Source organism: Streptococcus sp. HMSC074B11 (genome assembly GCF_001808705.1).
GTDB lineage: Bacteria > Bacillota > Bacilli > Lactobacillales > Streptococcaceae > Streptococcus.
On sequence record NZ_KV794309.1, the window covers coordinates 44903 to 71274 of the forward strand.

Sequence of the window (26372 nt, forward strand, 5' to 3'; positions counted from 1 at the left end):
TTTGTATCATAAACTATGTCTATCCATATTGCTGCTAAGCAGGGTGAAATTGCTGATAAAATTCTTCTTCCTGGGGATCCTCTTCGTGCGAAGTTTATCGCTGAGAATTTTCTTGAAGACGCTGTATGCTTCAATGAAGTCCGTAACATGTTTGGTTACACTGGAACTTACAAGGGCCATCGTGTATCTGTCATGGGAACAGGGATGGGAATGCCATCAATCTCCATCTATGCGCGTGAATTGATTGTCGATTACGGTGTGAAGAAATTGATCCGTGTCGGAACTGCTGGTTCTTTGAATGAGGATGTTCATGTCCGTGAATTGGTCTTGGCGCAAGCAGCTGCAACCAACTCAAACATCATCCGCAATGACTGGCCTCAATATGATTTTCCACAAATCGCTAGCTTTGATTTACTTGATAAAGCCTACCATATTGCCAAAGACCTTGGCATGACCACTCACGTTGGTAATGTCTTGTCTTCAGATGTTTTCTACTCAAACTACTTTGAAAAAAATATCGAACTTGGTAAATGGGGAGTCAAGGCTGTAGAAATGGAAGCAGCGGCGCTGTACTATCTTGCTGCCCAACACCATGTTGATGCTCTTGCTATCATGACTATTTCAGATAGTTTGGTTAATCCAGATGAAGATACAACTGCAGAAGAGCGCCAAAATACTTTCACAGATATGATGAAAGTTGGTCTAGAAACCTTGATTGCAGACTAAAGTTAGATTCCATTCATGTGATTACTCTTGTTCTCAAAATGATAAGCATGTTCATTGCTTCAATCTTCTAATAGATGAGAATAAGGACTTTGAAGAAAGTCAAATTATGTCAAAGGACCAAAAGTAGTCAGTTTAACATTTAAATCATGATCAAATAAAGTTGAAAGCCTGGTTGACAATAGCTAGAGGTTTTCAACTTTTTTAGAACAAAAAACTTAAGGAGGGGTAAAATGGATAAGATTGAACAATTACAGGAACTGATAGATAAAAGTCAAAGGATTGTCTTTTTCGGTGGTGCGGGGGTTTCTACAGAGTCTAATATTCCAGATTTTCGAAGTTCTGATGGTGTTTATAGTCTTAAGTTGGGGCGCCATTTTACTGCCGAGCAATTGGTTTCACGCACGATGTTTGAACGCTATCCAGAGGATTTTTTTGATTTCTACAAAAAGTATCTCGTCTATCCAGATGCCAAGCCAAATTTAGCACATGATTATCTAGCGTCGTTAGAAAAAACAGGTAAATTAAAGGCGATTGTGACGCAAAATATTGATAGCTTGCATGAAATGGCGGGGTCTCAGAAAGTTTTGAAACTGCACGGTAGTGCAGATCGTAATTACTGTTTGGGCTGTCATCGATTTTATGATTTGAATGCATTTTTGGCACTTGAAGGTCCAGTTCCTCACTGCTTAGATTGTGGCAATGTGGTTAAACCTGACGTAACTCTTTATGAGGAATCGCTAGATATGGACGTATTTAGTCGAGCAGCCCGAGTCATTCAGCAAGCAGATTTGTTGATCATTGGTGGAACTTCCTTAGTCGTTTATCCTGCAGCTAGCCTCATCAATTATTTTTCAGGGTCAAATCTTGTCGTTATCAACAAGTCCAGCACTCCTCAAGACAGCCAAGCTGATTTAGTTATCGAAGGTAAGATTGGAGAAGTGTTTTCTAAATTGAGACAATAAAAAACTGAAAGAAGTAGGACTATACTTCCTTCAGTTTTTTGTATCACTAACTCAGAAACTATGAACACGATTCTCTTCATTTCTAGGGGAATATTATAGTGGATTGAAATAAGATGTGAACAGAGAGATTAGAAAAGTCAAACTAATTTCTAGAAATATTTTTAGCAGTTGTAGTGTACTGTTCTAGATTCAATCTATTATATTGTTGATTTATAAATTGCTCGAGTTATTTTTAATTGTTGAATAAAAGGAAAAAAGGAAGATTTTCTGGATGAAAATCTTCCTTTTTTAGTCAATCAGTACATGCTGATTTTAATGAAATGCTACTATATTGTTTACTTTTTTAAAGATCGCAAAAAACAATCAATCTCTGCTTGAGAATGGAGAATACGCATCTTTTCTGGGTAAGTATTGTTTAAGTATTGGTATCTATCCTTAGCATTTTTTGTTCGTCCATCCCAGAGAATCCAACGGATAAATTCCCAGTTGAATTGCTCGGGGCATCCTGCTGCCATACTTTCTCTGACTTTGCCTCTGTATTTTAAATAGCGCTTAAAGGCTCTTAGCAAACAAGTCCACGATGAGAAGTTTAAAAAGATGATCTGGTCAGCTTGCTCCATTCTTTCCTCATAGCAACACCAAGAGTAGTTGCCATCAATGACCCAATTTTTGTTTTGGGATAAAAAGTCCTTCATTTCCTTAAGCATCCAGTCACGGTCACTGTCCTGCCAACCAGGTTGAAATTGGAGAGTATCCATATGAAGTTTGGGGATGGAGTAGTGCTTAGCAAGTTTTTCTGCCAGAGTAGATTTACCTGATCCTGAATATCCGATGATAGCTATTTTCATAATGACCTCCAGAAAAATGTGCACAAAAAAAGCTCCGAAGAGCTCATTTTGTATGCAGTTAAAGATTAACCAAGTTTAGCTGCAAGACGTGCTTTATCACGGCTAGCTTTGTTTTTGTGGATCAAACCTTTAGTTTCTGCTTTATCGATAGCTGAGCTGGCAGCACGGTAAAGTTCTTCAGATGGGTTTGCTTCAAAAGCTTTGATAGCAGTACGCATAGCTGATTTTTGAGCTGAGTTCTTTTCGTTTTGTTTAACGTTCAATTCAGCGCGTTTGATAGCTGATTTAATGTTTGCCAATGTTCTTACCTCCATTTTTACTAACTATACCATTATATCTGAAAACTTACGTTTTGACAAGGGAAAATTATTTTTTTAAGTAAATTTCATCAATTTCGTGATTTTTAGATTTATGGAGAATGACCTCGGCACGATTTCGTGTCGGTTCAATGTAATTTTGGAGATTGGTGAGGTTGATACTGGTCCAAACTTGGTGAGCAAAATCCTTCACTTCGCTAAGAGGAAGTTGAGTGAAACGGTAGTAGTAGTTGCCTGGATCATCTTGAGCAAAGCTAAGGAGTTTTAAGAATCGATCCAAATACCAACTTTCAATGTCTTCGACAGCGGCATCGACATAGATTGAAAAGTCAAAGAAATCAGTAATATATAGACGACCATTATGAGGGTTTTGGAAAACATTGATTCCCTCAACAATGACAAAATCAGCAGCTTCTACTCGTTGTTTTTGACCCGGCACGATATCATAAATTTCATGGGAATAAACAGGTATATCAACATACTGACCATTTTTGAGTTGGTCTAGAAAATTAAGCAAAGCTTCCATATCGTAGCTCTCAGGAAAACCCTTGCGGTTAAGGATATCTTGCTCAATTAAGACACTATTTGAGTATAGAAAACCATCCGTAGTAACTAGTTCAACACTTGCTCCAGGAACGATACGAGACAGCAAAATTTGCAAGAGCCGACTAGTAGTTGATTTACCGACAGCGACACTTCCTGAAACTCCAATAATAAAGGGCTGTTTTTTGCTCTCTCTTTGAAGGAAAATGCCTTTTGAGAAGGCAAGGTCTTCTTTGGAACGTTTGTAAATCTGAATCAGATGTGCCAGTGGCAGATAGATATCTGTAACGTCTTGAAGGCTAATCTGGTCATTGAAACTCTTAATAGAATCTAACTCTTCCTCGGTCAAGGGAGGAGTTGTTTTGCGATGCAAGGATTGCCAAGTTTCGCGGTTTATCTTTTCAAAATGTAAAAATTCGTTGGTCATACTATATCCTCGTTTGATATCTTAGTATACCATATTTTAGAAAGAATAACCATCTGACCAATTGAGAAAAAGCGCTTTCTTTGTTAAAATATAATGGGGAAAACCTATAAAGGAGGTGTTAAGATGAAAGCTAGATTAAGAGAAAAGGCGCTGGTTTTTATCAGTCTATTTGTAGTTGTTTTATGGTTATCACCAAACTGGGTGAATTTCTCCTTTACGATAGGAACTCAGAACCATAACTGGACCACTTTTGTTCTGTTTATCTTATTGCCCCTCATAGGTCTTAGCTACCTTGTGCTCGCTTTCTTTAAAAGAAAGTGCTGGCTCTTCTTTTTTGGTCTTGCTTGCATTTTTGCTTTTCCGATTACCATGGCAGTAGGGAGCTTTTTACTAGGTCCCTAATGTTAATCCGAATTTATATTATTTTTGAGAAAATACAATGTGATTTAAGGGCTTGATACCTTTGTAAACGATTTACAAATAACTTATTTTTATGGTAAAATAGTATCATGAGTAAAATGTATTATGCAGAAAATCCAGATGCAGCCCATGATGTTCATGAGCTTAGAGTTGAGCTACTTGGGCAAAAGATGACCTTTTTGACAGATGCTGGTGTCTTTAGTAAAAAAATGATTGACTTTGGAAGTCAGTTGTTGTTAAGATGTTTAGATATTGAAAAAGGTGAAAAAATTCTTGATGTTGGTTGTGGCTATGGTCCGATAGGTTTGTCTTTGGTTAAAGCATATGGTGCCCAAGCAACTATGGTGGATATCAATAATCGTGCCCTGGATTTAGCCCAGCAAAATGCAATGAAAAACAAGGTTCAAGCGACTATCTTCCAGTCTAATATTTATGAGCAGGTAGAGGGACAATTTAACCATGTCATTTCGAATCCTCCTATACGTGCTGGTAAGCAAGTAGTCCACGAAATCATCGAAAAAAGTATAGACTTTTTAGTAGACGGTGGAGATTTGACTATTGTCATCCAAAAGAAACAAGGAGCCCCAAGTGCCAAAAGTAAGATGGAAGACGTATTTGGCAATTGTGAGGTTGTAAAGAAAGATAAGGGATATTACATCCTTAGAAGTGTAAAAGAATGAGAGCAGTAGATCTAATCCAGAAAAAAAGAGACGGGCAAGAACTCAGTTCGAACGAAATCCAATGGTTGATTGAAGGCTATGTCGCAGGAACTGTTCCTGACTACCAGATGTCAGCATTTGCCATGGCAGTTTACTTCCAAGGAATGACCACGAGAGAAATTTCTGATTTAACTATGAATATGGTTAAGACAGGTCAGGAGTTTGATTTGTCAGCTATAGATGGTGTCAAGGTTGATAAACACTCTACGGGTGGTGTCGGTGACAAGGTAACTTTAATCCTAGCACCCTTGGTAGCCAGTTTTGATGTCCCAGTGGCTAAGATGAGCGGTAGGGGCTTAGGCCACACGGGTGGTACTATCGATAAATTAGAATCCATCAAAGGTTTTCAGATTGAACGAAGTCAGGATGAATTTATCAAACAAGTTCAAGATATTGGTGTTTCAGTTATTGGGCAATCCGATCAACTGGTTAAGGCTGACAAACTTCTCTATGCCCTTCGTGATGTGACGGCAACAGTGGATACCATTCCCTTGATTGCTAGTTCGGTCATGAGTAAAAAAATTGCAGCTGGAGCTGATGCTATCTTACTTGATGTAACAGTGGGTGAAGGTGCCTTTATGAAGACAGTTGATGAGGCACGCCAACTGGCTCAAACCATGGTAAACCTTGGTAAGGCTGTAGGTCGTAAGACAGTAGCAGTTATTACTGATATGAGTCAACCTTTGGGACGTGCCATTGGTAATCGTTTAGAAATCCTAGAAGCTCTGGAAATTCTTCAAGGTAAAGGCCGTCAAGATATTAGCCACTTTATCTGTGAGTTGGCCCAGATTATGTTATCATTAGCAAATGTTGAAAAAACTATTGAGGAAGTAAGGCAACATCTTGAAAATGGTAAGGCTCTCAAGAAATTTGAAGAGATGGTTCTAGCTCAGGGTGGAGATCTAGAAGACCTCTATCGTCCAGTAAAAGTTGACCATGTAGTTGATATTCCTGCTCAAGAAGACGGACTTATCGCAGAACTTCCAGCCATGGAGTTTGGTCTTTTTGCTATGAGATTGGGTGCTGGTCGTGCCGTTAAAACAGATGCTCTCGACTATGAGACAGGGATTGTTTTTGAGAAGAAAGTTGGAGAATCAGTCAAAAAGGGTGAAATTGTTGCAAAAGTATATGCAAATGGCAAAATTTCTCCGGAACTAGTTACAGATTTCCAAAATTATGTTAAAATTAAGATAAGTGATGAAGCGATCAAAACGCGTGAAATCATAGAAATTATCTCCTAATTTAAGGAAAAACCGAAATGAAATTAAATAAATACATTGATCATACGCTTTTAAAGCAAGATGCTACTGAACAGCAAATCGATCGTTTGCTATCTGAAGCTAAAGACTATGATTTTGCTAGTGTTTGTGTCAATCCTTGCTGGGTTTCGCATGCAAAAACTGCACTCGTAGATACTGATGTCAAGGTTTGTACAGTAGTAGGATTCCCTCTTGGAGCTACAACTTCAGCTGTCAAAGCTTATGAAACCAAAGAAGCTATCCAAAATGGTGCTGACGAAATTGATATGGTTATCAATGTTGGTGCACTCAAGTCTGGGAATGCTGATTTAATTGAGTCAGATATTCGAGCTGTTGTTGAAGCAAGCGGAGACAAACTGGTTAAGGTTATTATCGAGACTTGTTTGTTAACTGATGAAGAAAAAGTTCTAGCTTGTCAGCTAGCTCAGAAAGCAGGAGCAGACTTTGTCAAGACGTCAACAGGTTTCTCAACAGGTGGTGCAACCCTACCGGATGTTCAATTAATGCGTCAGACAGTTGGTCCTGATATGGGGGTTAAGGCTGCTGGTGGAGCTCGTTCTTATGCAGATGCAGTTGCCTTTGTTGAAGCAGGAGCTACTCGTATCGGAACATCTGCTGGTGTAGTAATCTTAAAAGGAGAGTTAGCAGATGGCGACTACTGAGTTGATTGACTTAGCGATTGAGACTAGTAAAAATGCCTATGTTCCTTATTCACATTTTCCGATTGGTGCTGTTTTGGTTGCCAAGGACGGCAGTGTTTATACAGGATGCAATATTGAAAATGCTAGCTACCCCTTGACCAACTGTGGTGAGAGAACAGCTATTTTTAAAGCTATCTCCGAAGGACAACGTGAGTTTTCAGAGTTGATTGTTTATGGTCAAACTGAGAAACCAATTTCGCCTTGCGGTGCTTGTCGCCAAGTTATGGTCGAATTTTTTGAACAAGATCTAAAGGTGACTCTAGTTGCCAAAGATAAATCGACGGTCGAGATGACGGTCGGGGAATTACTTCCATACTCATTTACAGACTTGCAATAGTCTGTGTCACTCTTTGAGTGACAAGGGTCCTTGTGGCCAATCAATCCATACTTGCAACTTCGTTGCGCATCTTATTTAGGAGGTTCAGTAATGAACAAGAAACAATGGCTAGGCCTTGGTCTAGTTGCAGTAGCAGCATTTGGACTTGCTGCATGTGGTAATCGCTCTTCTCGTAACGCAGCTTCATCTTCTTCTGATGTGAAGACTAAAGCAGCTATCGTTACAGATACTGGTGGTGTTGACGACAAATCATTCAACCAGTCAGCTTGGGAAGGTCTTCAAGCTTGGGGTAAAGAGCACAATCTTGCAAAAGATAAAGGATACACATACTTCCAATCAACAAGTGAAGCTGACTACGCTAACAACTTGAACCAAGCAGCAGGAAGCTACAACTTGATCTTCGGTGTTGGTTTTGCCCTTCACAATGCAGTTGAAGAAGCAGCGAAAGAACATGCAGATTTGAACTATGTTTTGATCGACGATGTGATTAAAGATCAAAAGAACGTAGCAAGCGTAACATTTGCTGATAACGAAGCAGCTTACCTTGCAGGTGTAGCAGCAGCTAAAACTACTAAAACAAAACAAGTTGGTTTTGTAGGTGGTATGGAATCTGAAGTTATTTCTCGTTTCGCAGCTGGTTTCAAAGCTGGTGTTGAGTCAGTTGACCCATCTATCAAAGTACAAGTAGACTATGCTGGTTCATTTGGTGATGCCGCTAAAGGTAAAACAATCGCTGCAGCTCAATACGCTGCAGGTGCAGACGTAATCTACCAAGCAGCTGGTGGTACTGGTGCAGGTGTCTTCTCAGAAGCTAAATCTTTGAATGAAAGCAAAAACGAAGGCGAAAAAGTTTGGGTTATCGGTGTAGACCGTGACCAAGTTGACGAAGGTAAATATACTTCTAAAGACGGTAAAGAAGCAAACTTCGTACTTGCTTCTACTTTGAAACAAGTCGGAACAACAGTTCAAGATATCGCAAACAAAGCTGAAAAAGGTGAATTCCCTGGCGGTCAAGTGATCGTTTACTCACTGAAGGATAAAGGGGTTGATCTAGTAACAACTAACCTTTCTGAAGAAGGTAAAAAAGCTGTTGAAGATGCAAAAGCTAAAATCCTAGATGGCAGCATCAAAGTTCCTGAAAAATAATAGATAAAAGTCATTTCTTAGGGGAGCGGCCTGTGGCCGCTTCTTTAAGAATTGAGACAAATTGTTTTGTCTCAATAGAGCTTGCTAAATCTCTTTAGCAGGTTTTATTGAAATAAAATAAAACTCTGAAAGGAAGAGCACATGGCACACGAAAATGTCATTGAGATGCGTGAAATTACCAAAGTTTTCGGTGAATTTGTCGCTAACGACAAGATTAACCTTGAACTTCGTAAAGGTGAAATTCATGCACTTTTAGGAGAAAATGGAGCTGGGAAGTCCACTCTTATGAACATGCTAGCAGGGCTTCTAGAACCAACTAGTGGTGAAATTGTGGTCAACGGTCAAGTTGTAAAACTAGACTCGCCATCAAAAGCAGCTAGCTTAGGAATCGGGATGGTTCACCAGCACTTTATGTTGGTTGAAGCTTTCACAGTTGCTGAAAATATCATTTTGGGAAGTGAATTGACCAAAAATGGTGTCCTAGATATTGCTCGAGCAACTCGAGAAATTAACGAACTATCGGAGCGTTATGGTCTTGCTGTGGATCCTTCAGCCAAAGTAGCAGATATCTCTGTTGGTGCTCAACAACGTGTTGAAATCCTAAAGACACTTTATCGTGGTGCCGATATTCTTATCTTTGACGAACCAACGGCCGTTTTGACGCCATCAGAAATCGATGAGTTGATGGCCATCATGAAGAACCTGGTCAAAGAAGGTAAATCAATTATCTTGATTACCCATAAGTTGGATGAGATTCGCGCAGTATCTGATCGTGTTACAGTTATCCGTCGTGGTAAATCTATCGAAACAGTTGAGATTGCTGGTGCGACTAACGCTGACTTGGCAGAAATGATGGTAGGGCGTTCAGTTTCCTTCAAAACTGTGAAGCAGGCACCTCAACCAAAAGAAGTTGTACTGTCCATTAAAGACTTGGTTGTTAATGAAAACCGTGGCGTTCCTGCTGTTAAAAATCTCTCACTCGATGTTCGAGCTGGTGAAATTGTCGGAATTGCCGGTATTGATGGGAATGGTCAGTCTGAATTGATTCAAGCTATCACAGGACTTCGTAAGATTGAATCTGGTAGCGTAGAGTTGAAAGGCCAATCTATTGTAGGTTTGCATCCTCGCCAAATCACTGAACTAAGCGTAGGTCACGTTCCAGAAGACCGTCATCGTGATGGTTTGGTTTTGGAAATGATGATCTCTGAAAATATCGCTCTTCAAACCTACTATAAGGAACCTCTTAGCAAAAAGGGAATTTTAAATTATACGAATATCATTGACTATGCAAAAAAATTGATGCAAGAGTTTGATGTTCGCGCTGCTAACGAGATTGTTCCAGCTTCAGCCCTTTCTGGAGGAAATCAACAAAAAGCAATCATCGCTCGGGAGATTGATCGAAATCCGGATCTCCTCATCGTCAGCCAACCGACTCGTGGTTTGGACGTCGGTGCCATTGAGTACATTCACAAACGCTTGATTCAAGAACGTGATAATGGAAAAGCTGTCCTTGTAGTCAGCTTTGAACTAGACGAGATTCTAAATGTCTCAGATAGAATCGCTGTTATTCATGATGGTAAGATTCAAGGGATCGTAACACCAGAAACAACCAACAAGCAAGAACTTGGTGTCTTGATGGCTGGTGGTGAATTGGAAAAAGGAGAAGAGTGATGTCTAAAAAATTACAACAAATTTCGGTTCCCTTGATTTCTGTTATCCTTGGAATCTTGCTTGGAGCCATCGTCATGTGGATTTTTGGCTACGATGCTATTTGGGGTTATGAAGAGTTGTTCTACACAGCCTTCGGTAGTGTGCGTGGAATCGGTGAAATTTTCCGTGCCATGGGGCCATTAGTCTTGATTGCTCTTGGATTTGCAGTTGCCAGTCGTGCAGGCTTCTTTAACGTTGGTCTTCCAGGACAAGCACTCGCTGGTTGGGTTATGAGTGGCTGGTTCGCTCTTTCAAATCCAGATTTACCACGTCCATTGTTGATTCTTGCGACAGTTGTCATTGCGCTGGTTGCTGGAGGAATTGTTGGTGCCATTCCTGGTATTTTAAGAGCCTATCTTGGAACATCTGAAGTTATCGTAACCATCATGATGAACTACATTGTTCTCTATACAAGTAATGCCTTTATCCACTCTTTCCCTAAAGATATTATGCAAAGTACAGACTCATCAATCCGAGTAAGTGCAAACGCAACTTATCAAACACCTTGGCTTGCTGAGTTAACAGGAAACTCTCGTATGAATATTGGGATTTTCTTTGCCATCATTGCAGTTGCAGTTATCTGGTTCTTGCTTAAGAAGACAACTCTCGGTTTTGAAATCCGTGCAGTTGGTCTCAATCCAAATGCTTCTGAATACGCAGGTATTTCAGCTAAACGCACCATCATCCTATCAATGATTATCTCAGGTGCCCTTGCAGGTCTAGGTGGAGCAGTAGAAGGACTTGGGACCTTCCAAAACGTTTATGTCCAAGGTTCATCATTGGCGATTGGCTTTAACGGAATGGCGGTTAGTCTACTTGCTGCAAACTCACCAATTGGAATTCTCTTTGCAGCCTTCTTGTTCGGAGTGCTTCAAGTTGGAGCCCCTGGTATGAATGCAGCACAAGTACCATCAGAGCTTGTAAGTATCGTTACAGCCTCAATTATCTTCTTTGTCAGCGTTCACTACATCATCGAGCGCTTTGTCAAACCAAGAAAACAACTTAAAGGAGGTAAATAAGGATGTCGATTACAACAATGTTAACCCTTATGGTTTCTTCAATGTTGATTTATTCAGCACCACTTATTTTCACAAGTATCGGAGGCGTTTTCTCTGAACGTGGGGGAGTTGTTAACGTTGGACTTGAAGGAATCATGGTTATGGGTGCCTTTTCTGGAGTTGTGTTTAATCTTGAATTTGCACAGGATTTGGGAGCATTAACTCCTTGGTTGGCTTTGCTAGTTGGTGGATTAGTTGGAGCTATCTTCTCTCTCATTCACGCAGTGGCTACAGTTCATTTCCGTGCTGACCATGTTGTCAGTGGTACCGTACTTAACTTGATGGCGCCAGCCTTGGCTGTTTTCTTAGTCAAAGTGCTTTATAACAAGGGACAAACGGATAACTTAACGCAAACTTTTGGACGTTTTGATTTCCCTCTTTTGGCTAATATCCCAGTTATCGGAGATATCTTCTTCAAGTCAACAAGTTTACTTGGTTACCTAGCAATTGCCTTTTCATTCTTAGCGTGGTTTGTCCTTTTTAAAACTCGCTTTGGACTTCGCCTCCGTTCAGTTGGTGAACACCCACAAGCAGCAGATACTTTGGGGATTAATGTCTACAAGATGAGATATCTTGGAGTTGTGATTTCAGGTTTCCTTGGAGGAATCGGTGGAGCTATCTACGCTCAGTCAATTTCCGTTAACTTCTCAGTTACTACCATCGTTGGACCTGGATTTATCGCACTTGCTGCTATGATTTTCGGTAAGTGGAATCCTGTTGGAGCTATGCTTTCAAGTCTCTTCTTCGGACTATCACAAAGTTTGGCGGTTATCGGTTCTCAACTTCCTTTCTTGCAAGGAGTTCCAGCCGTTTACTTGCAAATTGCACCATATCTCTTGACCATCGTCGTCCTAGCAGCCTTCTTTGGTAAAGCAGTTGCACCGAAGGCAGATGGTATCAACTATATCAAATCTAAATAAACAAAAAAGCGTCAGTTTGAAACTGACGTTTTATTGTTTAGGTTCTTGGTGTGTGAGGTTTAAGCCCCAGGGAACAAGATTTTCTGTTTTATTACGAATACGATTGATATTATCTTTGTGGCGGATAATAATTAAACCTGCGAGAGCTAGGATAATCGCTACGAATAATAAATCGTAACTTGGCAGTAGGAAACCGATAAGCGGAAAGAGGATCACCCCAAGTACAGCTGCGAGAGCAGCAGTAACACTAGAGAGAGAAATCATGCTTCCTAGATATAGAGTTCCAAAGAAGACAACTGCTAGATAGAGGCAAAATAGAGGAGCAAATCCGAAAATGACTCCAGCACTAGTTGCGACAGCCTTTCCTCCTTTAAATCCTGCAAATACCGGGAAGGTATGCCCAATCACAGCTAAAAGGCCAAAGACTAGAGGTGAAACACCTTGAACATGAAAGATAAGTGGAAGCAAGGTTGCGATGGTTCCTTTGAAAAAGTCAATCACGAAGGTTGCCATACCCGCTTTCTTACCTAAAATACGAAAGGTATTGGTCGTTCCAGTATTACCTGAACCATGTTCTCTTAGATTGATCTTAAAGAAGATTTGCCCAATCCACAGTCCTGAAGGGATAGAACCCAATAAATAAGCTAAAATTAATAATACTATTGTCATCATGCTTCTATTATACCATGAAATATAAGAGAAACGGAAAGGAATCTTTTCTCAAATTGTGACATCTGATACTTTATGTAAGTAGATAAATTTTCTCATGAACACTATTGTTCGGAAATTAAGGCTAAAGTTTTAAAAATTCATGGTAACTTCTGAAAATCCTTGATTTTGTGTTTATTTATGCTATAATAGGAACAATTATTTTTAGGAGGTGGAATATGTCTTATTTATTCGAGATATTACCAAGTTTATTGAGCGGTGCTACAATGACTATACAAGTTTTTGCACTGGTCTTGCTCTTTTCAATCCCTTTAGGTATTTTGATTGCCTTTTGCTTACAGGTCCATTGGAAACCCCTCCATTACATAATTGATGTTTATATCTGGGTGATGCGTGGGACACCCTTACTTTTGCAACTAATTTTTATTTATTATGTCCTACCAAGTATCGGAATTCGATTGGACCGGGTGCCAGCAGCTATTATTGCTTTTACGCTTAATTATGCAGCCTACTTTGCAGAAATATTCCGTGGAGGAATTGCAACGATTCCTCAGGGGCAATACGAAGCAGCCAAGGTTTTGAAATTTAATCCTATCGATACCGTTCGCTATATCATCTTGCCACAGGTGACCAAGATTGTCTTACCAAGTGTATTTAACGAGGTTATGAGTTTGGTTAAGGATACTTCTCTGGTCTATGCACTCGGTATTTCAGATTTAATCCTAGCCAGTCGTACTGCAGCCAATCGTGATGCTAGCTTGATTCCAATGTTTCTAGCAGGAGCTATTTATCTGCTTATGATTGGTATCGTTACAATCCTAGCTAAGAAACTTGAGAAGAAGTTCAGCTACTATAGATAGGAGGTTAACCATGTTAGAGTTAAGAAATATCAGCAAAAAATTTGGAAAAAAAGAAATTTTATCCAATTTCAGTTTAACAATTCCTGAAAAGCAAATTTTGGCCATTGTTGGCCCTTCTGGTGGTGGGAAGACTACCTTGCTTAGAATGTTAGCTGGACTTGAGACCATTGATTCAGGAGAGATTTTTTATAATGGAGAATCCCTACCTTTGGATGAACTTGAAAAGCGCCACTTGTTAGGTTTTGTTTTTCAAGACTTTCAACTTTTTCCTCACTTATCCGTTATGGAGAACTTGATTTTGTCACCTATCAAGACTATGGGGATGTCTGAAGCAGATGCAAAGAAGAAGGCGGTCGACTTATTAACTCGTCTGGGACTCGAAGCTCATGCAGATGCCTATCCTTATTCCTTATCTGGTGGTCAAAAGCAACGGGTTGCCTTAGCACGTGCTATGATGATAGATCCTGAAGTGATTGGTTATGACGAACCAACTTCAGCCCTTGACCCAGAGTTGCGTCTCGAAGTTGAAAAACTGATCCTACAAAATCGAGAATTAGGCATGACTCAAATTGTCGTGACTCACGATCTCCAGTTTGCAGAGAATATTGCTGATCAGATTCTCAAAGTAGAGCCCAAGTAGGAGGTGTCTATGAATCTAAAGAAAATCAGTCTTGTTTTGGTATTCTTTCTGGCTTTTTTCCTAGTAGGATGTACGCAAAAAGCTAGTGATCCCAAAGTCGATAATTGGGACAAATACCAACAACAAGGAAGCATTACTATTGGATTTGACAATACCTTTGTTCCTATGGGGTTTGAAGAAAAGAATGGCCAATATGTCGGATTTGATATTGACTTAGCCCAGGCTGTTTCTGAGAAATTGGGGTTCAAGGTACAGTTTCAACCTATTGATTGGGATATGAAGGAAACAGAACTTCAAAACGGCACTATTGATGCTATCTGGAATGGATATTCAGCGACTGATGAACGCCGTGAAAAGGTTGCTTTTACCATTCCCTACATGGAGAATCAGCAGGTTCTAGTCTCAAAAAAATCGCAAAATATCCAGTCGGTTTCGGATATGAAAAATAAGATTTTGGGAGCCCAAGCAGGTTCTTCTGGTTATCTAGATTTTGAAGCTCAGCCTGAACTTCTAAAGAATATTGTTAAGGACCAAAGGCTAATCAGTATCAAAGTTTTAATGAAGCCTTGATTGACTTGCAAAATGATCGGATTGATGCCCTTTTGATTGACCGTGTTTACGCTAATTATTATCTTAAAACGGAAGGGATTATAGACCAGTATGAGATTTTCCCAGCTGGTTTTGAGAGTGAGTCTTTTGCAGTTGGAGTAAGACCAGCAGATAAGACCTTGTTAGCAAATTTAAATCAAGCTTTTGTGGAACTCTATCAAGAAGGTAAATTCCAAGAAATTAGCCAAAAATGGTTTGGTGAAGATATAGCAACAAGCCAAGTTAAAGGAAAAGAAAACTGAGACTCGCGTCTTGGTTTCTTTTTTTAGGGTGGAAATGAGTGCTTTTTTTACTAAAAAGAACTTGTGAATAGGCTTTTTAACTTGAAAATTTTGCAAAATCCCTAGAAAACCTGTAAAATAGTAAAGATGAACAAATAGGAGGTTCCTTGTGTCAAAAAAGGAAATCAATATTAACAATTATAATGATGACGCCATTCAGGTGCTAGAAGGGTTGGATGCGGTTCGGAAACGTCCAGGTATGTATATCGGATCGACTGACGGTGCTGGACTACATCACCTTGTTTGGGAAATAGTCGATAATGCGGTCGATGAGGCCTTATCTGGGTTTGGTGATCGTATTGATGTGACCATTAATAAAAACGGAAGTTTAACGGTTCAAGACCACGGACGTGGAATGCCGACTGGAATGCACGCTATGGGAATTCCAACGGTTGAGGTTATCTTTACTATCCTTCACGCCGGAGGGAAATTCGGTCAGGGTGGTTATAAGACATCAGGAGGTCTCCACGGGGTTGGATCTTCTGTCGTCAATGCCCTCTCTAGTTGGTTAGAGGTAGAAATTACTCGTGATGGTGCAGTCTACAAGCAGCGTTTTGAAAATGGTGGGAAGCCAGTAACAACTCTTGAAAAGGTTGGTACAGCACCTAAGTCTAAAACAGGTACCAAAGTGACCTTCATGCCGGATGCTAGTATCTTTTCCACGACAGACTTTAAGTACCATACCATTTCAGAGCGTCTCAATGAGTCAGCCTTTCTTCTGAAAAATGTAACCTTGTCATTAACGGATAAGCGAACAGACGAAGCAATTGAATTCCATTATGAGAATGGTGTGCAGGATTTTGTTTCTTATCTCAATGAAGACAAGGAAACCTTGACGCCAGTTCTTTACTTTGAAGGTGAAGACAACGGTTTCCAAGTGGAAGTAGCCCTCCAGTACAATGATGGATTTTCAGATAACATCTTGTCCTTTGTCAATAACGTCCGTACCAAAGATGGTGGAACGCATGAGACAGGACTTAAGTCTGCTATTACCAAAGTCATGAATGACTATGCGCGAAAAACTGGCCTTCTCAAAGAAAAAGATAAAAACCTAGAAGGTTCGGATTACCGTGAAGGATTAGCGGCAGTTCTTTCCATCCTTGTTCCTGAAGAACATTTGCAATTTGAAGGACAGACTAAGGACAAACTGGGAAGTCCACTAGCTCGTCCCGTTGTAGATGGGATTGTAGCTGATAAGTTGACCTTCTTCCTCATGGAAAATGGGGAGTTGGCTTCAAATCTGATTCGTAAAGCTATCAAGGCTCGTGATGCCCGTGAAGCAGCACGTAAAGCGCGTGACGAGAGCCGAAATGGCAAAAAGAATAAGAAAGATAAGGGCTTGCTTTCTGGTAAATTGACCCCAGCCCAGTCTAAAAATCCAGCTAAGAATGAACTCTATCTGGTCGAGGGGGACTCTGCCGGTGGCTCTGCCAAACAAGGTCGTGACCGCAAGTTCCAGGCTATCTTGCCTCTTCGTGGTAAGGTCATCAATACAGCCAAGGCCAAGATGGCAGATATCCTCAAAAACGAAGAAATCAACACCATGATTTATACCATCGGTGCTGGTGTTGGGGCAGATTTCTCCCTTGAAGATGCCAACTATGACAAGATCATTATTATGACCGATGCGGACACCGATGGTGCCCACATTCAAACCCTTCTCTTAACCTTCTTTTATCGCTACATGCGTCCACTAGTCGAGGCGGGACATGTGTATATCGCCCTTCCGCCTCTTTACAAGATGTCCAAAGGTAAAGGAAAGAAAGAAGAAGTGGCTTATGCTTGGACAGACGGAGAACTGGAAGAACTCCGTAAGCAGTTTGGCAAAGGAGCTACCCTCCAACGCTACAAGGGGCTTGGTGAGATGAATGCGGACCAACTCTGGGAGACAACCATGAATCCAGAAACTCGAACCCTCATTCGTGTCACGATTGAAGACTTAGCACGCGCAGAACGTCGCGTCAATGTCCTTATGGGTGACAAGGTTGAACCACGTCGTAAGTGGATCGAAGACAATGTCAAGTTTACGCTGGAAGAAGCGACAGTGTTTTAAAAACTGTCAAGAAATACAAATGGAGGACAAGATATGTCTGAAAATCTAAGTGAAGAGCAAGTGAAAGAAGCTCTTGAAAGTGGTTATGCGCAATCTGAGGCCCTATTAAACGATAAAGATGAATTAGATGATTTTTTGTACCGTTTGGAGCAAAAAATTAAAGAGATGCCATTGGTTGGTAAGAAATTTACAATGATCCCAGTCATGATTTCTTTAGTGAAAAATTATGCTCAAGGGAAATACACAACGGTTCCTTATGGAACTATTTTAGCCGTTTTAAGCGCACTTATTTATTTCCTTTCCCCAATTGACATTATTCCAGATTTTATTCCGTTAGCAGGCTACTTGGATGATATGGCTGTTGTAGGACTTTGTATGAATATGGTCAAAACAGACATTGAAACCTATGATAAATGGCGTCAGTCTCAAGGATTGATCTGAAAAATCGTCTATATTTCTTAATTTTAGCTCTCTAAAAGAGGTATAAATCATGATCAGTTTATTGTTTGATAGTTCATTTCTTTTCATAGTCTTAGCTTTAGGTGCAATTATGTATATAGTTGCCAAACAAGGTAAACCTGAGCAAAGTCGCTTTCTTGAATTTTTACTACTAACCATAGTAACAACAGGTGTCTTTTTATTTGATAATCCTTTAAGGTCTAATCCTTATGCAGGATTGCTCTTCTATGTTTTTGACTTCTATATTTTCACACCAGTGAGCCTTGCTTTTGGATTCACAGCTATTTATAAAAGCAATAAACATCTCAAGCATTATCCTAATAGTTACTCAAAACTTCTTAGGATAAATGCCTGGTTTTTAGCAATATTTTCGATTATTAACTTCCTCTTTTTAATGCTGACTCAAGAAATGGGAATTATTTTATTACTACCACTTTTTGGAATCAGTTCAATTATCCAATTTATAGTCGGAGAGCTTGAAAGAAAAAGAGTTCAGAAACTGCTTAAGCAAAGAAATGAAGATGTTGTTATTCAGAACATAGAGGCAACTGAGGATGAACCGCATGAGAACTGACCAAGAGATGCTTGACCAGATTTTACAAACAGCTAATGCTTTGAATGTGAATGCTGTGGCTCTATCTGGTTCAAGAGCAGAGGATCGAGCTCCAAAAGATGAATTTCAAGACTATGATGTTGTTTATCTTGTTGAGAACTTTGAAGAACTAATTTCAGATTTATCTTGGTTGGATCAGTTCGGCAAACGTATCATTGTGCAAGAGGTTACTCTGGGACATCGCCGTCTTTATCTCATGCTTTTTGAAGATGGGAATCGCATTGATCTAACCCTCTGTTCCAAAGACCACATGCAAGAATGGGTGGATAGTGAGGCAGGCTTCACAGTTTTAGAAGATAAGAAGGGGATTTTTGAGACTTATTCTCCAAATCCAGAGCGTTTTTGGATACATCCAGCTAGTGAGACGGATTTTGAAAAATCTTGTAATGAATTTTGGTGGGTGTCAGCTTACGTGGTTAAAGGGATTTATCGAAAACAAGTCATCTATGCGACCGACTGAGCTCAAGGGCAAGGCTCCCAGCCAGAATAAGACCGTCCGCCTCAAGCTGTAGGAAATCTATGATTTCCTTGTGAACTTTACTGCCATCGGTGCTTATGCTTATCCCGAAAGAACTCACATGGTCAATCTTCGCGACGACCTCAACACCATCCGCAGCCACTATAAAAAACGCAAGCCACCTAAGAAGACGAGGGAAGAAGCGACGGAGAGCAACTAGAATATAACTAAATTTGAGTTGAAAAATTGTTAGTGGTCGCATCGGATTTGAAAGGAGTAGAGAATGATAATCAGACCTGCAAGCACAAAAGATTGTCAAGCTATTTATGCCCTTTATCAAAATGAAAAATGGATTTCTTTTACAGAGGAAAAAGTGACATCATTATTTTCAACAAATCTGTCCCATTACTTGGTAGTTGAAGAGAACCAGAAAATCCTTGGTTTTGCCCGCTACTTGACAGATGAAGTGATGACGACCTTTTTAGCTGAGATAATTATTGATAAATCCCACCGTAGAAAAAGACTGGGACAGCAGCTGATTGAGGAGATCCACAAAAAATATCCTTTGACACGGATTGAATTAATATCTGAAGCAGATGGATTTTATCGGTCAATAAGTTTTAAGCCTGTTGGTACAGGATTTAGAAAATCTGAATGAAAGGAGACAGCCAATGACGCTTGACAACAAACTGGGTCTGACAGATTCGCTTGAACTAGCCAAGATGGTTATGCGAAGGAGGCTGCCCAAGCCTGTCTAGACTTTGCTTTTCAGCAAGCTGGCTTGTCAGAAGTTTACTCTTTTACATCCTTACTCAATCAACTTTCGCAAAAAGTCATGCAAAAACTGAGCATGGAATTTGTCAAAGAATTTGATAATGAAAAAGTTCCAGCAGACAGTCCGCTTTATAGACATGTCCTCTACAGAATCAAGAGTTTCCACTAAAAAGGCAGGTATTCCCATGAGAACTGAAACCGAGATGTTTGATGTGATTTTGCAAACCGCAAAAGTGCTACAGGTCGATGCAGTCGCCATGTCCGGCTCGCGGACAAATCCAAAGGCTCCCAAGGACGAGTTCCAAGACTATGATGTTGTCTATGTCGTGGATGATTTAGACACTCTAACAAGAGATCTTGCTTGGTTGAACCAGTTTGGCACACGTAACATTGAGCAACATAATATCCTAGGCAACCGTCGTCTCTACCTCATGCTTTTCGAAGATGGGAATCGCATTGATCTAACCCTCTGTCCTAAAGATCACATCAACGAATGGGTGGATAGTGAGGCAGGATTCACAGTTTTAGTAGATGAGAAGGGTTTGTTTGAGTCTTATTCTCCAAGTCCAGAGCGTTTCTGGATACATCCAGCTAGTAATTCGGATTTTGAAAAAACTTGCAATGAATTTTGGTGGGTGTCAACTTACGTGGTTAAAGGGATATGTCGCAAGCAACTTTTCTATGCCACTGACCATCTCTACGGCATTTGTCAGCAAGAACTCTTGAAAATCTTAGCTTGGCAGGTCGCAGGTGATCGAGGGACAGTCGATATCGGCAAGAACTACAAATATCTTTTCCAGTATTTACCTACAGAGAAAGAGAAGGAATTCTCTGCTCTACTTGATTTCGCAAGTTTAGACAAAATCACTCAGTCTTTATTGGCTACCATGCAACTTTTCCACCAAGAAGCTCAATATCTTGCTCAAAAGATGGGATTTAAGTATGAAAAAGGAGTGGCTGAGAAGATGATTGAGTATGCTAAGGAAAAACTTCCTGATCACTAAGTAAATAAAGAACACAATTTAAAAGATTAAACTACGGAAAGGGCCGTTTGGTTACTGAAGGTAACTAAATTCCTTTATTCTGTAAAATCTACTCTACATTTTTTGAAAGGAGTTGAACACGCCCTAAATGCTGTGTGAAAAAGATAAATTCTCTTGTGAGCATCGCTCACTGTAAGAATTTCCTATTTTCACTTTGCATTTTACGGGCTTTGTATCCTATATGAGTAATATCCAAAATATGTCCTTAGAGGATATCATGGGAGAGCGCTTTGGTCGCTACTCCAAGTACATCATTCAAGACCGGGCCTTGCCAGACATTCGGGATGGATTGAAGCCGGTTCAGCGTCGCATTCTTTATTCGATGAATAAGGATGGCAATACTTTTGACAAGAGCTACCGTAAGTCGGCCAAGTCTGTCGGTAACATTATGGGGAATTTCCACCCACACGGGGATTCTTCGATTTATGATGCCATGGTTCGTATGTCCCAGGACTGGAAAAACCGTGAGATTCTAGTTGAAATGCACGGTAATAATGGTTCGATGGACGGAGATCCGCCTGCGGCTATGCGTTATACAGAGGCTCGTTTGTCTGAGATTGCAGGCTATCTCCTTCAAGATATCGAGAAAAAGACAGTTCCCTTTGCTTGGAACTTTGATGATACCGAGAAAGAACCAACTGTCTTACCAGCAGCCTTTCCAAACCTCTTAGTCAACGGTTCAACTGGGATTTCAGCTGGGTATGCCACAGATATTCCACCTCATAATTTGGCTGAAGTTATTGATGCGACAGTCTACATGATTGATCACCCAACTGCCAAGGTTGATAAGTTGATGGAATTCTTGCCTGGACCAGACTTCCCTACAGGAGCCATTATTCAAGGACGAGACGAAATCAAAAAGGCCTATGAAACTGGTAAAGGGCGCGTGGTTGTTCGTTCTAAGACTGAAATCGAGAAACTGAAAGGTGGTAAGGAGCAAATCGTTATCACTGAGATTCCCTATGAGATTAATAAGGCTAACTTGGTCAAGAAAATTGATGAAGTCCGTGTCAATAACAAGGTGGCAGGTATCGCTGAGGTTCGGGATGAGTCTGACCGTGACGGTCTTCGTATCGCTATCGAGCTAAAAAAAGATGCCAATACCGAGCTTGTTCTCAACTACCTTTTCAAGTACACTGACTTGCAAATCAATTACAACTTCAACATGGTTGCAATTGACAATTTCACCCCTCGTCAGGTTGGAATTGTGCCTATCTTATCTAGCTATATTGCCCACCGTCGTGAGGTCATCTTGGCACGTTCTCGCTTTGACAAGGAAAAGGCCGAAAAACGTCTCCATATCGTGGAAGGTTTAATTCGTGTCATCTCTATTTTAGATGAAGTCATTGCTCTTATCCGTGCTTCTGAAAATAAGGCTGATGCCAAGGAGAACCTCAAGGTCAGTTATGATTTTACTGAAGAGCAGGCTGAAGCTATTGTTACCTTGCAACTATACCGTTTGACCAATACAGACGTAGTTGTCTTGCAAGAAGAAGAAGCTGAACTACGTGAAAAGATTGCTATGCTTGCGGCTATCATCGGTGACGAACGAACCATGTACAATCTCATGAAGAAAGAACTCCGTGAAGTCAAGAAGAAATTTGCGACTCCACGTTTGAGTTCTTTAGAAGATACAGCAAAAGTGATTGAGATTGATACAGCTAGTCTTATCGCTGAAGAAGATACTTACGTCAGCGTGACTAAGGCAGGCTATATCAAACGTACTAGCCCTCGTTCCTTTGCAGCTTCAACACTGGAAGAGATTGGTAAACGGGATGACGACCGATTGCTATTCGTTCAATCTGTCAAAACTACTCAACACCTTTTAATTTTTACAACGCTTGGGAATGTCATTTACCGACCAGTCCATGAGTTGGCAGATATTCGTTGGAAGGATATCGGAGAGCATCTAAGCCAGTCTATTACAAACTTTGAAACCAATGAAGAAGTGCTCTATGTTGAAGTTGTGGATCAGTTTGATGATGCGACAACCTACTTTGCAGCGACTCGCCTTGGTCAAATCAAACGTGTCGAACGCAAAGAATTTTCTCCATGGAGAACCTATCGCTCTAAGTCTGTCAAATATGCTAAGTTGAAAGATGATACTGATCAGATTGTAGCAGTAGCTCCGATTAAATTGGATGATGTCCTGTTGATTAGTCGAAACGGCTATTCCCTCCGCTTTAACATCGAAGAAGTGCCAGTTATCGGTGCCAAAGCTGCAGGGGTGAAAGCCATGAATCTCAAAGCAGATGATGTGATACAAGCAGCCTTTATCTGCAACACTTCATCTTTCTATCTTTTGACGCATCGTGGAAGTCTTAAGCGCGTTTCGATTGAGGAAATTCCAGTAACCAGTCGTGCTAATCGTGGTCTTCAAGTCCTTAGAGAATTAAAGAGCAAACCACATCGTGTCTTCCTTGCTGGTGCAGTTTCTGAACAAGGATTTGTTGGAGATCTCTTTAGTACAGAAGTAGAAGATGGAGAGCAAACGCTTGTCATCCAATCAAATAATGGAACGATTTACGAAGCAATCCTACAAGATTTGAATCTATCGGAACGCACAAGCAATGGAAGCTTCATTTCAGATAGCATTTCTGATGAAGAAGTTTTTGATGCTTATCTCAAAGAAATCTTTAAAGAAGACAAAGAAAATTAAAAATCGGTCTTAGTGACTGATTTTTTATAAGTAAAATTTTCAGAAAATTACAAATAATACTTGAATTTTTAGGAGAATAGTGTAGAATAGAACACAAAGCTTGATTAGAATAAAGGAGATTGTCATGACAGTTACGATCGATTGGGAAAATCTCGGTTTTTCCTATATGAAACTACCTTATCGTTATATCGCTTATTTTAAAGATGGACAATGGTCTCAAGGAGAATTAACAGAAGATGCAACCTTGCATATTTCAGAATCATCTCCAAGCCTTCACTATGGACAGCAAGCATTTGAAGGATTGAAAGCCTATCGTACAAAGGATGGCAGTATTCAACTCTTCCGTCCAGATGAAAATGCTAAACGTCTGCAACGTACCTGTGATCGTCTCTTGATGCCACAAGTTCCAACAGAAATGTTTGTAGAAGCTTGTAAAGCCGTTGTTCGTGCTAATGAAGAATACGTACCCCCTTATGGAACTGGTGGAACTCTTTACCTTCGTCCGCTCTTGATTGGTGTTGGAGATATCATTGGGGTAAAACCAGCTGAGGAGTATATTTTTACCATCTTTGCTATGCCAGTTGGAAATTATTTTAAAGGTGGATTGGTTCCAACAAACTTCTTGATTCAAGACGAGTATGACCGTGCTGCACCAAATGGAACAGGAGCTGCCAAGGTTGGTGGGAACTATGCAGCTAGTCTTTTGCCAGGAAAAATGGCTAAATCCCGTCATTTTTCAGATGTTATTTATCTAGACCCATCAACCCACACCAAGATTGAAGAAGTTGGTTCAGCAAACTTCTTTGGAATTACAGCTGATAATGAGTTTGTAACCCCACTGAGTCCATCAATCTTGCCATCGATTACCAAGTACTCATTACTTTATTTGGCAGAGCATCGTCTGGGCTTGAAGCCTGTTGAGGGAGATGTACCAATTGATAGTCTGGATCGATTTGTAGAAGCAGGTGCCTGCGGTACTGCGGCAGTTATCTCACCAATTGGAGGAATCCAACATGGTGATGACTTCCACGTTTTCTACAGTGAGACAGAGGTTGGTCCAGTGACTCGTAAACTATACGATGAATTGACAGGTATTCAATTTGGTGACATTGAAGCACCAGAAGGTTGGATTGTAAAAGTAGATTAAAAATTATTAAAGGAGATCTTTATGAAAACGAAAAAGTGGATGTTAACAGCAGGAGTGGTCCTGAGTACAGCAGTTCTTCTTGTAGCTTGTGGTAAGGCTGACAAGGAAGCAGATGCGCCTACAACTTTCTCTTATGTCTATGGAGTAGACCCATCATCTTTGGACTACAGTATCGCAACTCGTACTTCAACAACTGATATCATCGGTAACGTCGTTGATGGTTTGTTGGAAAACGATGAATATGGGAATTTGATTCCTTCCCTCGCTGAGGATTGGAGTGTCTCACAAGACGGTTTGACTTATACTTATAAACTTCGCAAAGGGGTTAAATGGTACACGTCAGAAGGTGAAGAATACGCTGAAGTAACTGCGCATGACTTTGTTACTGGGTTGAAACACGTAGCTGATGGCAAATCAGACGGTGTCACTCTTATTCAAAACTCAATCAAGGGTTTGAATGAGTATATGACTGGTGAGACTAACGACTTCTCAACAGTTGGAGTTAAGGCAGTGGATGATTATACTGTTGAGTACACTCTAAATGCACCTGAAACTTTCTGGAATTCCAAAGTAACTTCAGCAACTATGTTGCCAGTAAATGAAGAATTCCTCAAAGCTTCTGGTAAAAATTATGGAACGGTCAGTCCAGCTGGTATTCTTTATAACGGTCCATATATTTTGAAGACATTGACTTCCAAATCTTTAATCGAATATGAAAAGAACCCAAATTATTGGGATAAAGAGAAGGTTAAAATCGAGAAAGTTAAATTAACTTACTATGATGGATCAGATCAAGAATCCTTGATCCGTAGCTTCTCTTCGGGTGTTTACACAACAGCTCGCCTCTTCCCAAGTAGCTCAAACTTTGCTTCTACTTTGGAACAATACGGGGATAAAATTACATATAGTCCACAGGATTCAACTAGTTACTACTTTACCTTTAACGTAAACCGTCAATCTTTCAATAAGACAGCGAAAACAAGTGAAGAACAGAAAACTTCTACAAAAGAAGCAATGTTGAACAAGGACTTCCGTCAAGCCATCAACTTTGCCTTCAACCGTCATTCTTATGCTGCCCAACTCAATGGTGAAGATGGTGCGGACAAGATTATTCGTAATAGCCTAGTACCAGACAATTTCGTTCAATCTGGTGGCAAAAACTTTGGTGATATCGCTCAAAAAGAATTGGTCAACTATGGGGACCAATGGAAAGGTGTTGAGCTCGTTGACGGAAAAGATACCATCTACAATCCTGACAAAGCCAAAGCTTCATTTGAAAAAGCTAAGAAAGAATTGGAATCAAAAGGTGTAACCTTCCCAATTCACTTGGATGTCCCAGTTGAACAGACAAATACAATTGCTGTTCAGCAAAGCAATTCCTTCAAGCAATCAATCGAATCAACTCTTGGTTCTGAAAATGTCGTCATCGATGTCCTTCAAATGACTGACAATGAAAAGGAAAGTATTACATCACAAGCGCGTGTTCCTGCTCAAAAAGACTATGATTTGAATAATACTGGATGGGCTCCAAGTTATCAAGACCCAGCAAGTTATCTCAATATCATGGATCCTAAGACCGGTTCTGCTATGAAACACCTTGGTATTACTAAAGGAAAAGACAAGGAAGTAGTAGCTCAACTTGGTTTAGACCAATATAAGAAACTCCTAGATGATGCAGTTTCTGAGACAAACGATTTGAATAAGAGATATGAAAAATATGCTAAAGCGCAAGCTTGGCTCACAGATAGCTCTCTCTTGATACCGACAGCCTCATCAGGTGGTTCACCAGTTGTCAGCAACATCGTTCCTTTCTCAAAACCATACTCACAAGTTGGTATTAAGGGTGATCCATACATCTTCAAGGGAATGAAATTGCAAAAAGAGATTGTAACTGCTAAAGAATATCAAGCAGCTCTTGAAAAATGGCAAAAAGAAAAATTGGAATCAAACAATAAATACCAAAAAGAATTAGAAAGTCATGTCAAATAAAACAGACTAGTACTTTTGGAATAAAG

At 40.2% G+C, this 26372-nt stretch carries 24 protein-coding genes and 5 pseudogenes; 25 read left to right on the top strand and 4 right to left on the bottom strand.

Translation table 11 applies throughout. The annotated features are described in order from the left end of the window. Nucleotides 1–15 precede the first annotated feature (15 nt). On the top strand, nt 16–726 hold the full coding sequence (gene deoD, locus HMPREF2619_RS09590; RefSeq protein WP_045763751.1) for a purine-nucleoside phosphorylase: 711 nt from the start codon (nt 16–18) through the stop codon (nt 724–726). A gap of 230 nt (nt 727–956) precedes the next feature. Beyond that, nucleotides 957–1688 (top strand): NAD-dependent protein deacylase, encoded by a 732-nt coding sequence (locus tag HMPREF2619_RS09595; protein WP_070460951.1) that lies wholly within the window; start codon nt 957–959, stop codon nt 1686–1688. A gap of 335 nt (nt 1689–2023) precedes the next feature. Here the strand turns inward: HMPREF2619_RS09595 and HMPREF2619_RS09600 are convergent, their stop codons facing one another. The 3 genes from HMPREF2619_RS09600 to coaA form a co-directional block, all read right to left on the bottom strand. Next, entirely contained in the window at nt 2024–2536 is a 513-nt protein-coding gene (locus tag HMPREF2619_RS09600; protein ID WP_070460953.1) for a DNA topology modulation protein, read from the bottom strand. Nucleotides 2537–2601: 65 nt separating this feature from the next. After that, complete coding sequence (gene rpsT, locus HMPREF2619_RS09605; protein ID WP_029689628.1) at nt 2602–2850, bottom strand: 30S ribosomal protein S20; 249 nt, start codon at nt 2848–2850, stop codon at nt 2602–2604. A 52-nt stretch (nt 2851–2902) separates the two neighbouring features. Further along, entirely contained in the window at nt 2903–3823 is a 921-nt protein-coding gene (gene coaA, locus HMPREF2619_RS09610; RefSeq protein ID WP_070460954.1) for a type I pantothenate kinase, read from the bottom strand. Nucleotides 3824–3946: 123 nt separating this feature from the next. Here coaA and HMPREF2619_RS09615 point away from each other — a divergent pair, with 123 nt between their 5' ends. From HMPREF2619_RS09615 to HMPREF2619_RS09655, 9 genes are all read left to right on the top strand, one after another. Then, nucleotides 3947–4225 carry a 1,4-dihydroxy-2-naphthoate prenyltransferase gene (locus HMPREF2619_RS09615; protein WP_070460956.1) on the top strand — a complete coding sequence of 93 codons (279 nt, stop codon included), beginning with the start codon at nt 3947–3949 and terminating at the stop codon, nt 4223–4225. 107 nt (nt 4226–4332) lie between these two features. Further along, a complete protein-coding gene (locus HMPREF2619_RS09620) occupies nt 4333–4923 on the top strand; it encodes a class I SAM-dependent methyltransferase (protein ID WP_083279648.1) in 591 nt (196 codons plus the stop codon). After that, nucleotides 4920–6203, top strand: a complete 1284-nt coding sequence (locus HMPREF2619_RS09625; protein ID WP_070460958.1) for a pyrimidine-nucleoside phosphorylase — start codon at nt 4920–4922, stop codon at nt 6201–6203. The genes HMPREF2619_RS09620 and HMPREF2619_RS09625 overlap by 4 nt, the downstream gene beginning before the upstream one ends. Before the next feature lie 17 nt (nt 6204–6220). Continuing rightward, a complete protein-coding gene (deoC, locus tag HMPREF2619_RS09630) occupies nt 6221–6883 on the top strand; it encodes a deoxyribose-phosphate aldolase (protein ID WP_070460960.1) in 663 nt (220 codons plus the stop codon). Beyond that, nucleotides 6870–7259 (top strand): cytidine deaminase, encoded by a 390-nt coding sequence (locus HMPREF2619_RS09635; RefSeq protein WP_049502784.1) that lies wholly within the window; start codon nt 6870–6872, stop codon nt 7257–7259. The genes deoC and HMPREF2619_RS09635 overlap by 14 nt, the downstream gene beginning before the upstream one ends. A 90-nt stretch (nt 7260–7349) precedes the next feature. Next, the gene (locus HMPREF2619_RS09640; RefSeq protein WP_070460962.1) at nt 7350–8405 is read left to right on the top strand and encodes a BMP family lipoprotein; all 1056 of its coding nucleotides are present in this window, start codon (nt 7350–7352) and stop codon (nt 8403–8405) included. 141 nt (nt 8406–8546) lie between these two features. After that, on the top strand, nt 8547–10076 hold the full coding sequence (locus HMPREF2619_RS09645) for an ABC transporter ATP-binding protein (protein WP_070460964.1): 1530 nt from the start codon (nt 8547–8549) through the stop codon (nt 10074–10076). Then, the gene (locus HMPREF2619_RS09650) at nt 10076–11134 is read left to right on the top strand and encodes an ABC transporter permease (RefSeq protein ID WP_000038693.1); all 1059 of its coding nucleotides are present in this window, start codon (nt 10076–10078) and stop codon (nt 11132–11134) included. The genes HMPREF2619_RS09645 and HMPREF2619_RS09650 overlap by 1 nt, the downstream gene beginning before the upstream one ends. Before the next feature lie 2 nt (nt 11135–11136). Then, nucleotides 11137–12093, top strand: a complete 957-nt coding sequence (locus HMPREF2619_RS09655) for an ABC transporter permease (RefSeq protein ID WP_049509105.1) — start codon at nt 11137–11139, stop codon at nt 12091–12093. A 30-nt stretch (nt 12094–12123) separates the two neighbouring features. Here the strand turns inward: HMPREF2619_RS09655 and plsY are convergent, their stop codons facing one another. Continuing rightward, nucleotides 12124–12765, bottom strand: coding sequence for a glycerol-3-phosphate 1-O-acyltransferase PlsY (gene plsY / locus HMPREF2619_RS09660; RefSeq protein ID WP_049504383.1), 642 nt, complete (start codon nt 12763–12765; stop codon nt 12124–12126). 215 nt (nt 12766–12980) lie between these two features. On the opposite strand from plsY, the gene HMPREF2619_RS09665 reads away from it, so the two are divergent. From HMPREF2619_RS09665 to HMPREF2619_RS09725, 14 genes and pseudogenes are all read left to right on the top strand, one after another. Continuing rightward, nucleotides 12981–13622, top strand: a complete 642-nt coding sequence (locus HMPREF2619_RS09665; RefSeq protein ID WP_060955895.1) for an amino acid ABC transporter permease — start codon at nt 12981–12983, stop codon at nt 13620–13622. A 10-nt stretch (nt 13623–13632) separates the two neighbouring features. After that, nucleotides 13633–14262: an amino acid ABC transporter ATP-binding protein gene (locus HMPREF2619_RS09670; protein WP_049504388.1), complete on the top strand. Its 630-nt coding sequence runs from the start codon at nt 13633–13635 to the stop codon at nt 14260–14262. Between the two features lie 9 nt (nt 14263–14271). Beyond that, nucleotides 14272–15113: pseudogene (locus HMPREF2619_RS09675) on the top strand (amino acid ABC transporter substrate-binding protein). Between the two features lie 148 nt (nt 15114–15261). Beyond that, entirely contained in the window at nt 15262–17205 is a 1944-nt protein-coding gene (parE, locus tag HMPREF2619_RS09680; RefSeq protein ID WP_070460965.1) for a DNA topoisomerase IV subunit B, read from the top strand. 273 nt (nt 17206–17478) lie between these two features. Further along, nucleotides 17479–17577, top strand: a pseudogene (locus tag HMPREF2619_RS11835) (YkvA family protein); the annotation flags it as partial. A 118-nt stretch (nt 17578–17695) separates the two neighbouring features. Then, nucleotides 17696–18238: a hypothetical protein gene (locus HMPREF2619_RS09690; protein WP_070460968.1), complete on the top strand. Its 543-nt coding sequence runs from the start codon at nt 17696–17698 to the stop codon at nt 18236–18238. Beyond that, nucleotides 18228–18734, top strand: a pseudogene (locus HMPREF2619_RS09695) (aminoglycoside 6-adenylyltransferase); the annotation flags it as partial. The gene HMPREF2619_RS09690 and the pseudogene HMPREF2619_RS09695, both read left to right, overlap by 11 nt. Continuing rightward, nucleotides 18727–18954 (top strand): annotated as a pseudogene (locus HMPREF2619_RS11720) (hypothetical protein); the annotation flags it as partial. The pseudogenes HMPREF2619_RS09695 and HMPREF2619_RS11720, both read left to right, overlap by 8 nt. Before the next feature lie 63 nt (nt 18955–19017). Further along, nucleotides 19018–19392 carry a GNAT family N-acetyltransferase gene (locus HMPREF2619_RS09705; RefSeq protein WP_070460971.1) on the top strand — a complete coding sequence of 125 codons (375 nt, stop codon included), beginning with the start codon at nt 19018–19020 and terminating at the stop codon, nt 19390–19392. A gap of 66 nt (nt 19393–19458) precedes the next feature. Then, nucleotides 19459–19677, top strand: a pseudogene (locus HMPREF2619_RS11035) (GNAT family N-acetyltransferase); the annotation flags it as partial. Nucleotides 19678–19693: 16 nt separating this feature from the next. Next, nucleotides 19694–20512, top strand: coding sequence for an aminoglycoside 6-adenylyltransferase (locus HMPREF2619_RS09710; RefSeq protein WP_148130398.1), 819 nt, complete (start codon nt 19694–19696; stop codon nt 20510–20512). A gap of 220 nt (nt 20513–20732) precedes the next feature. Next, a complete protein-coding gene (gene parC, locus HMPREF2619_RS09715) occupies nt 20733–23210 on the top strand; it encodes a DNA topoisomerase IV subunit A (RefSeq protein WP_083279651.1) in 2478 nt (825 codons plus the stop codon). 124 nt (nt 23211–23334) lie between these two features. Beyond that, on the top strand, nt 23335–24357 hold the full coding sequence (locus tag HMPREF2619_RS09720; RefSeq protein ID WP_070460978.1) for a branched-chain amino acid aminotransferase: 1023 nt from the start codon (nt 23335–23337) through the stop codon (nt 24355–24357). Nucleotides 24358–24378: 21 nt separating this feature from the next. Then, nucleotides 24379–26346 (top strand): peptide ABC transporter substrate-binding protein, encoded by a 1968-nt coding sequence (locus HMPREF2619_RS09725; RefSeq protein ID WP_070460980.1) that lies wholly within the window; start codon nt 24379–24381, stop codon nt 26344–26346. Nucleotides 26347–26372: the final 26 nt, after the last annotated feature.

What these genes read in the sequence shown, in the direction of transcription:
- deoD (WP_045763751.1), top strand. Translation starts at nt 16, where the DNA reads ATGTCTATCCATATTGCTGCTAAGCAGGGTGAAATTGCTGATAAAATT.
- HMPREF2619_RS09595 (WP_070460951.1), top strand. Translation starts at nt 957, where the DNA reads ATGGATAAGATTGAACAATTACAGGAACTGATAGATAAAAGTCAAAGG.
- HMPREF2619_RS09600 (WP_070460953.1), bottom strand. Translation starts at nt 2,536, where the DNA reads ATGAAAATAGCTATCATCGGATATTCAGGATCAGGTAAATCTACTCTG.
- rpsT (WP_029689628.1), bottom strand. Translation starts at nt 2,850, where the DNA reads ATGGAGGTAAGAACATTGGCAAACATTAAATCAGCTATCAAACGCGCT.
- coaA (WP_070460954.1), bottom strand. Translation starts at nt 3,823, where the DNA reads ATGACCAACGAATTTTTACATTTTGAAAAGATAAACCGCGAAACTTGG.
- HMPREF2619_RS09615 (WP_070460956.1), top strand. Translation starts at nt 3,947, where the DNA reads ATGAAAGCTAGATTAAGAGAAAAGGCGCTGGTTTTTATCAGTCTATTT.
- HMPREF2619_RS09620 (WP_083279648.1), top strand. Translation starts at nt 4,333, where the DNA reads ATGAGTAAAATGTATTATGCAGAAAATCCAGATGCAGCCCATGATGTT.
- HMPREF2619_RS09625 (WP_070460958.1), top strand. Translation starts at nt 4,920, where the DNA reads ATGAGAGCAGTAGATCTAATCCAGAAAAAAAGAGACGGGCAAGAACTC.
- deoC (WP_070460960.1), top strand. Translation starts at nt 6,221, where the DNA reads ATGAAATTAAATAAATACATTGATCATACGCTTTTAAAGCAAGATGCT.
- HMPREF2619_RS09635 (WP_049502784.1), top strand. Translation starts at nt 6,870, where the DNA reads ATGGCGACTACTGAGTTGATTGACTTAGCGATTGAGACTAGTAAAAAT.
- HMPREF2619_RS09640 (WP_070460962.1), top strand. Translation starts at nt 7,350, where the DNA reads ATGAACAAGAAACAATGGCTAGGCCTTGGTCTAGTTGCAGTAGCAGCA.
- HMPREF2619_RS09645 (WP_070460964.1), top strand. Translation starts at nt 8,547, where the DNA reads ATGGCACACGAAAATGTCATTGAGATGCGTGAAATTACCAAAGTTTTC.
- HMPREF2619_RS09650 (WP_000038693.1), top strand. Translation starts at nt 10,076, where the DNA reads ATGTCTAAAAAATTACAACAAATTTCGGTTCCCTTGATTTCTGTTATC.
- HMPREF2619_RS09655 (WP_049509105.1), top strand. Translation starts at nt 11,137, where the DNA reads ATGTCGATTACAACAATGTTAACCCTTATGGTTTCTTCAATGTTGATT.
- plsY (WP_049504383.1), bottom strand. Translation starts at nt 12,765, where the DNA reads ATGATGACAATAGTATTATTAATTTTAGCTTATTTATTGGGTTCTATC.
- HMPREF2619_RS09665 (WP_060955895.1), top strand. Translation starts at nt 12,981, where the DNA reads ATGTCTTATTTATTCGAGATATTACCAAGTTTATTGAGCGGTGCTACA.
- HMPREF2619_RS09670 (WP_049504388.1), top strand. Translation starts at nt 13,633, where the DNA reads ATGTTAGAGTTAAGAAATATCAGCAAAAAATTTGGAAAAAAAGAAATT.
- HMPREF2619_RS09690 (WP_070460968.1), top strand. Translation starts at nt 17,696, where the DNA reads ATGATCAGTTTATTGTTTGATAGTTCATTTCTTTTCATAGTCTTAGCT.
- HMPREF2619_RS09705 (WP_070460971.1), top strand. Translation starts at nt 19,018, where the DNA reads ATGATAATCAGACCTGCAAGCACAAAAGATTGTCAAGCTATTTATGCC.
- HMPREF2619_RS09710 (WP_148130398.1), top strand. Translation starts at nt 19,694, where the DNA reads ATGAGAACTGAAACCGAGATGTTTGATGTGATTTTGCAAACCGCAAAA.
- parC (WP_083279651.1), top strand. Translation starts at nt 20,733, where the DNA reads ATGAGTAATATCCAAAATATGTCCTTAGAGGATATCATGGGAGAGCGC.
- HMPREF2619_RS09720 (WP_070460978.1), top strand. Translation starts at nt 23,335, where the DNA reads ATGACAGTTACGATCGATTGGGAAAATCTCGGTTTTTCCTATATGAAA.
- HMPREF2619_RS09725 (WP_070460980.1), top strand. Translation starts at nt 24,379, where the DNA reads ATGAAAACGAAAAAGTGGATGTTAACAGCAGGAGTGGTCCTGAGTACA.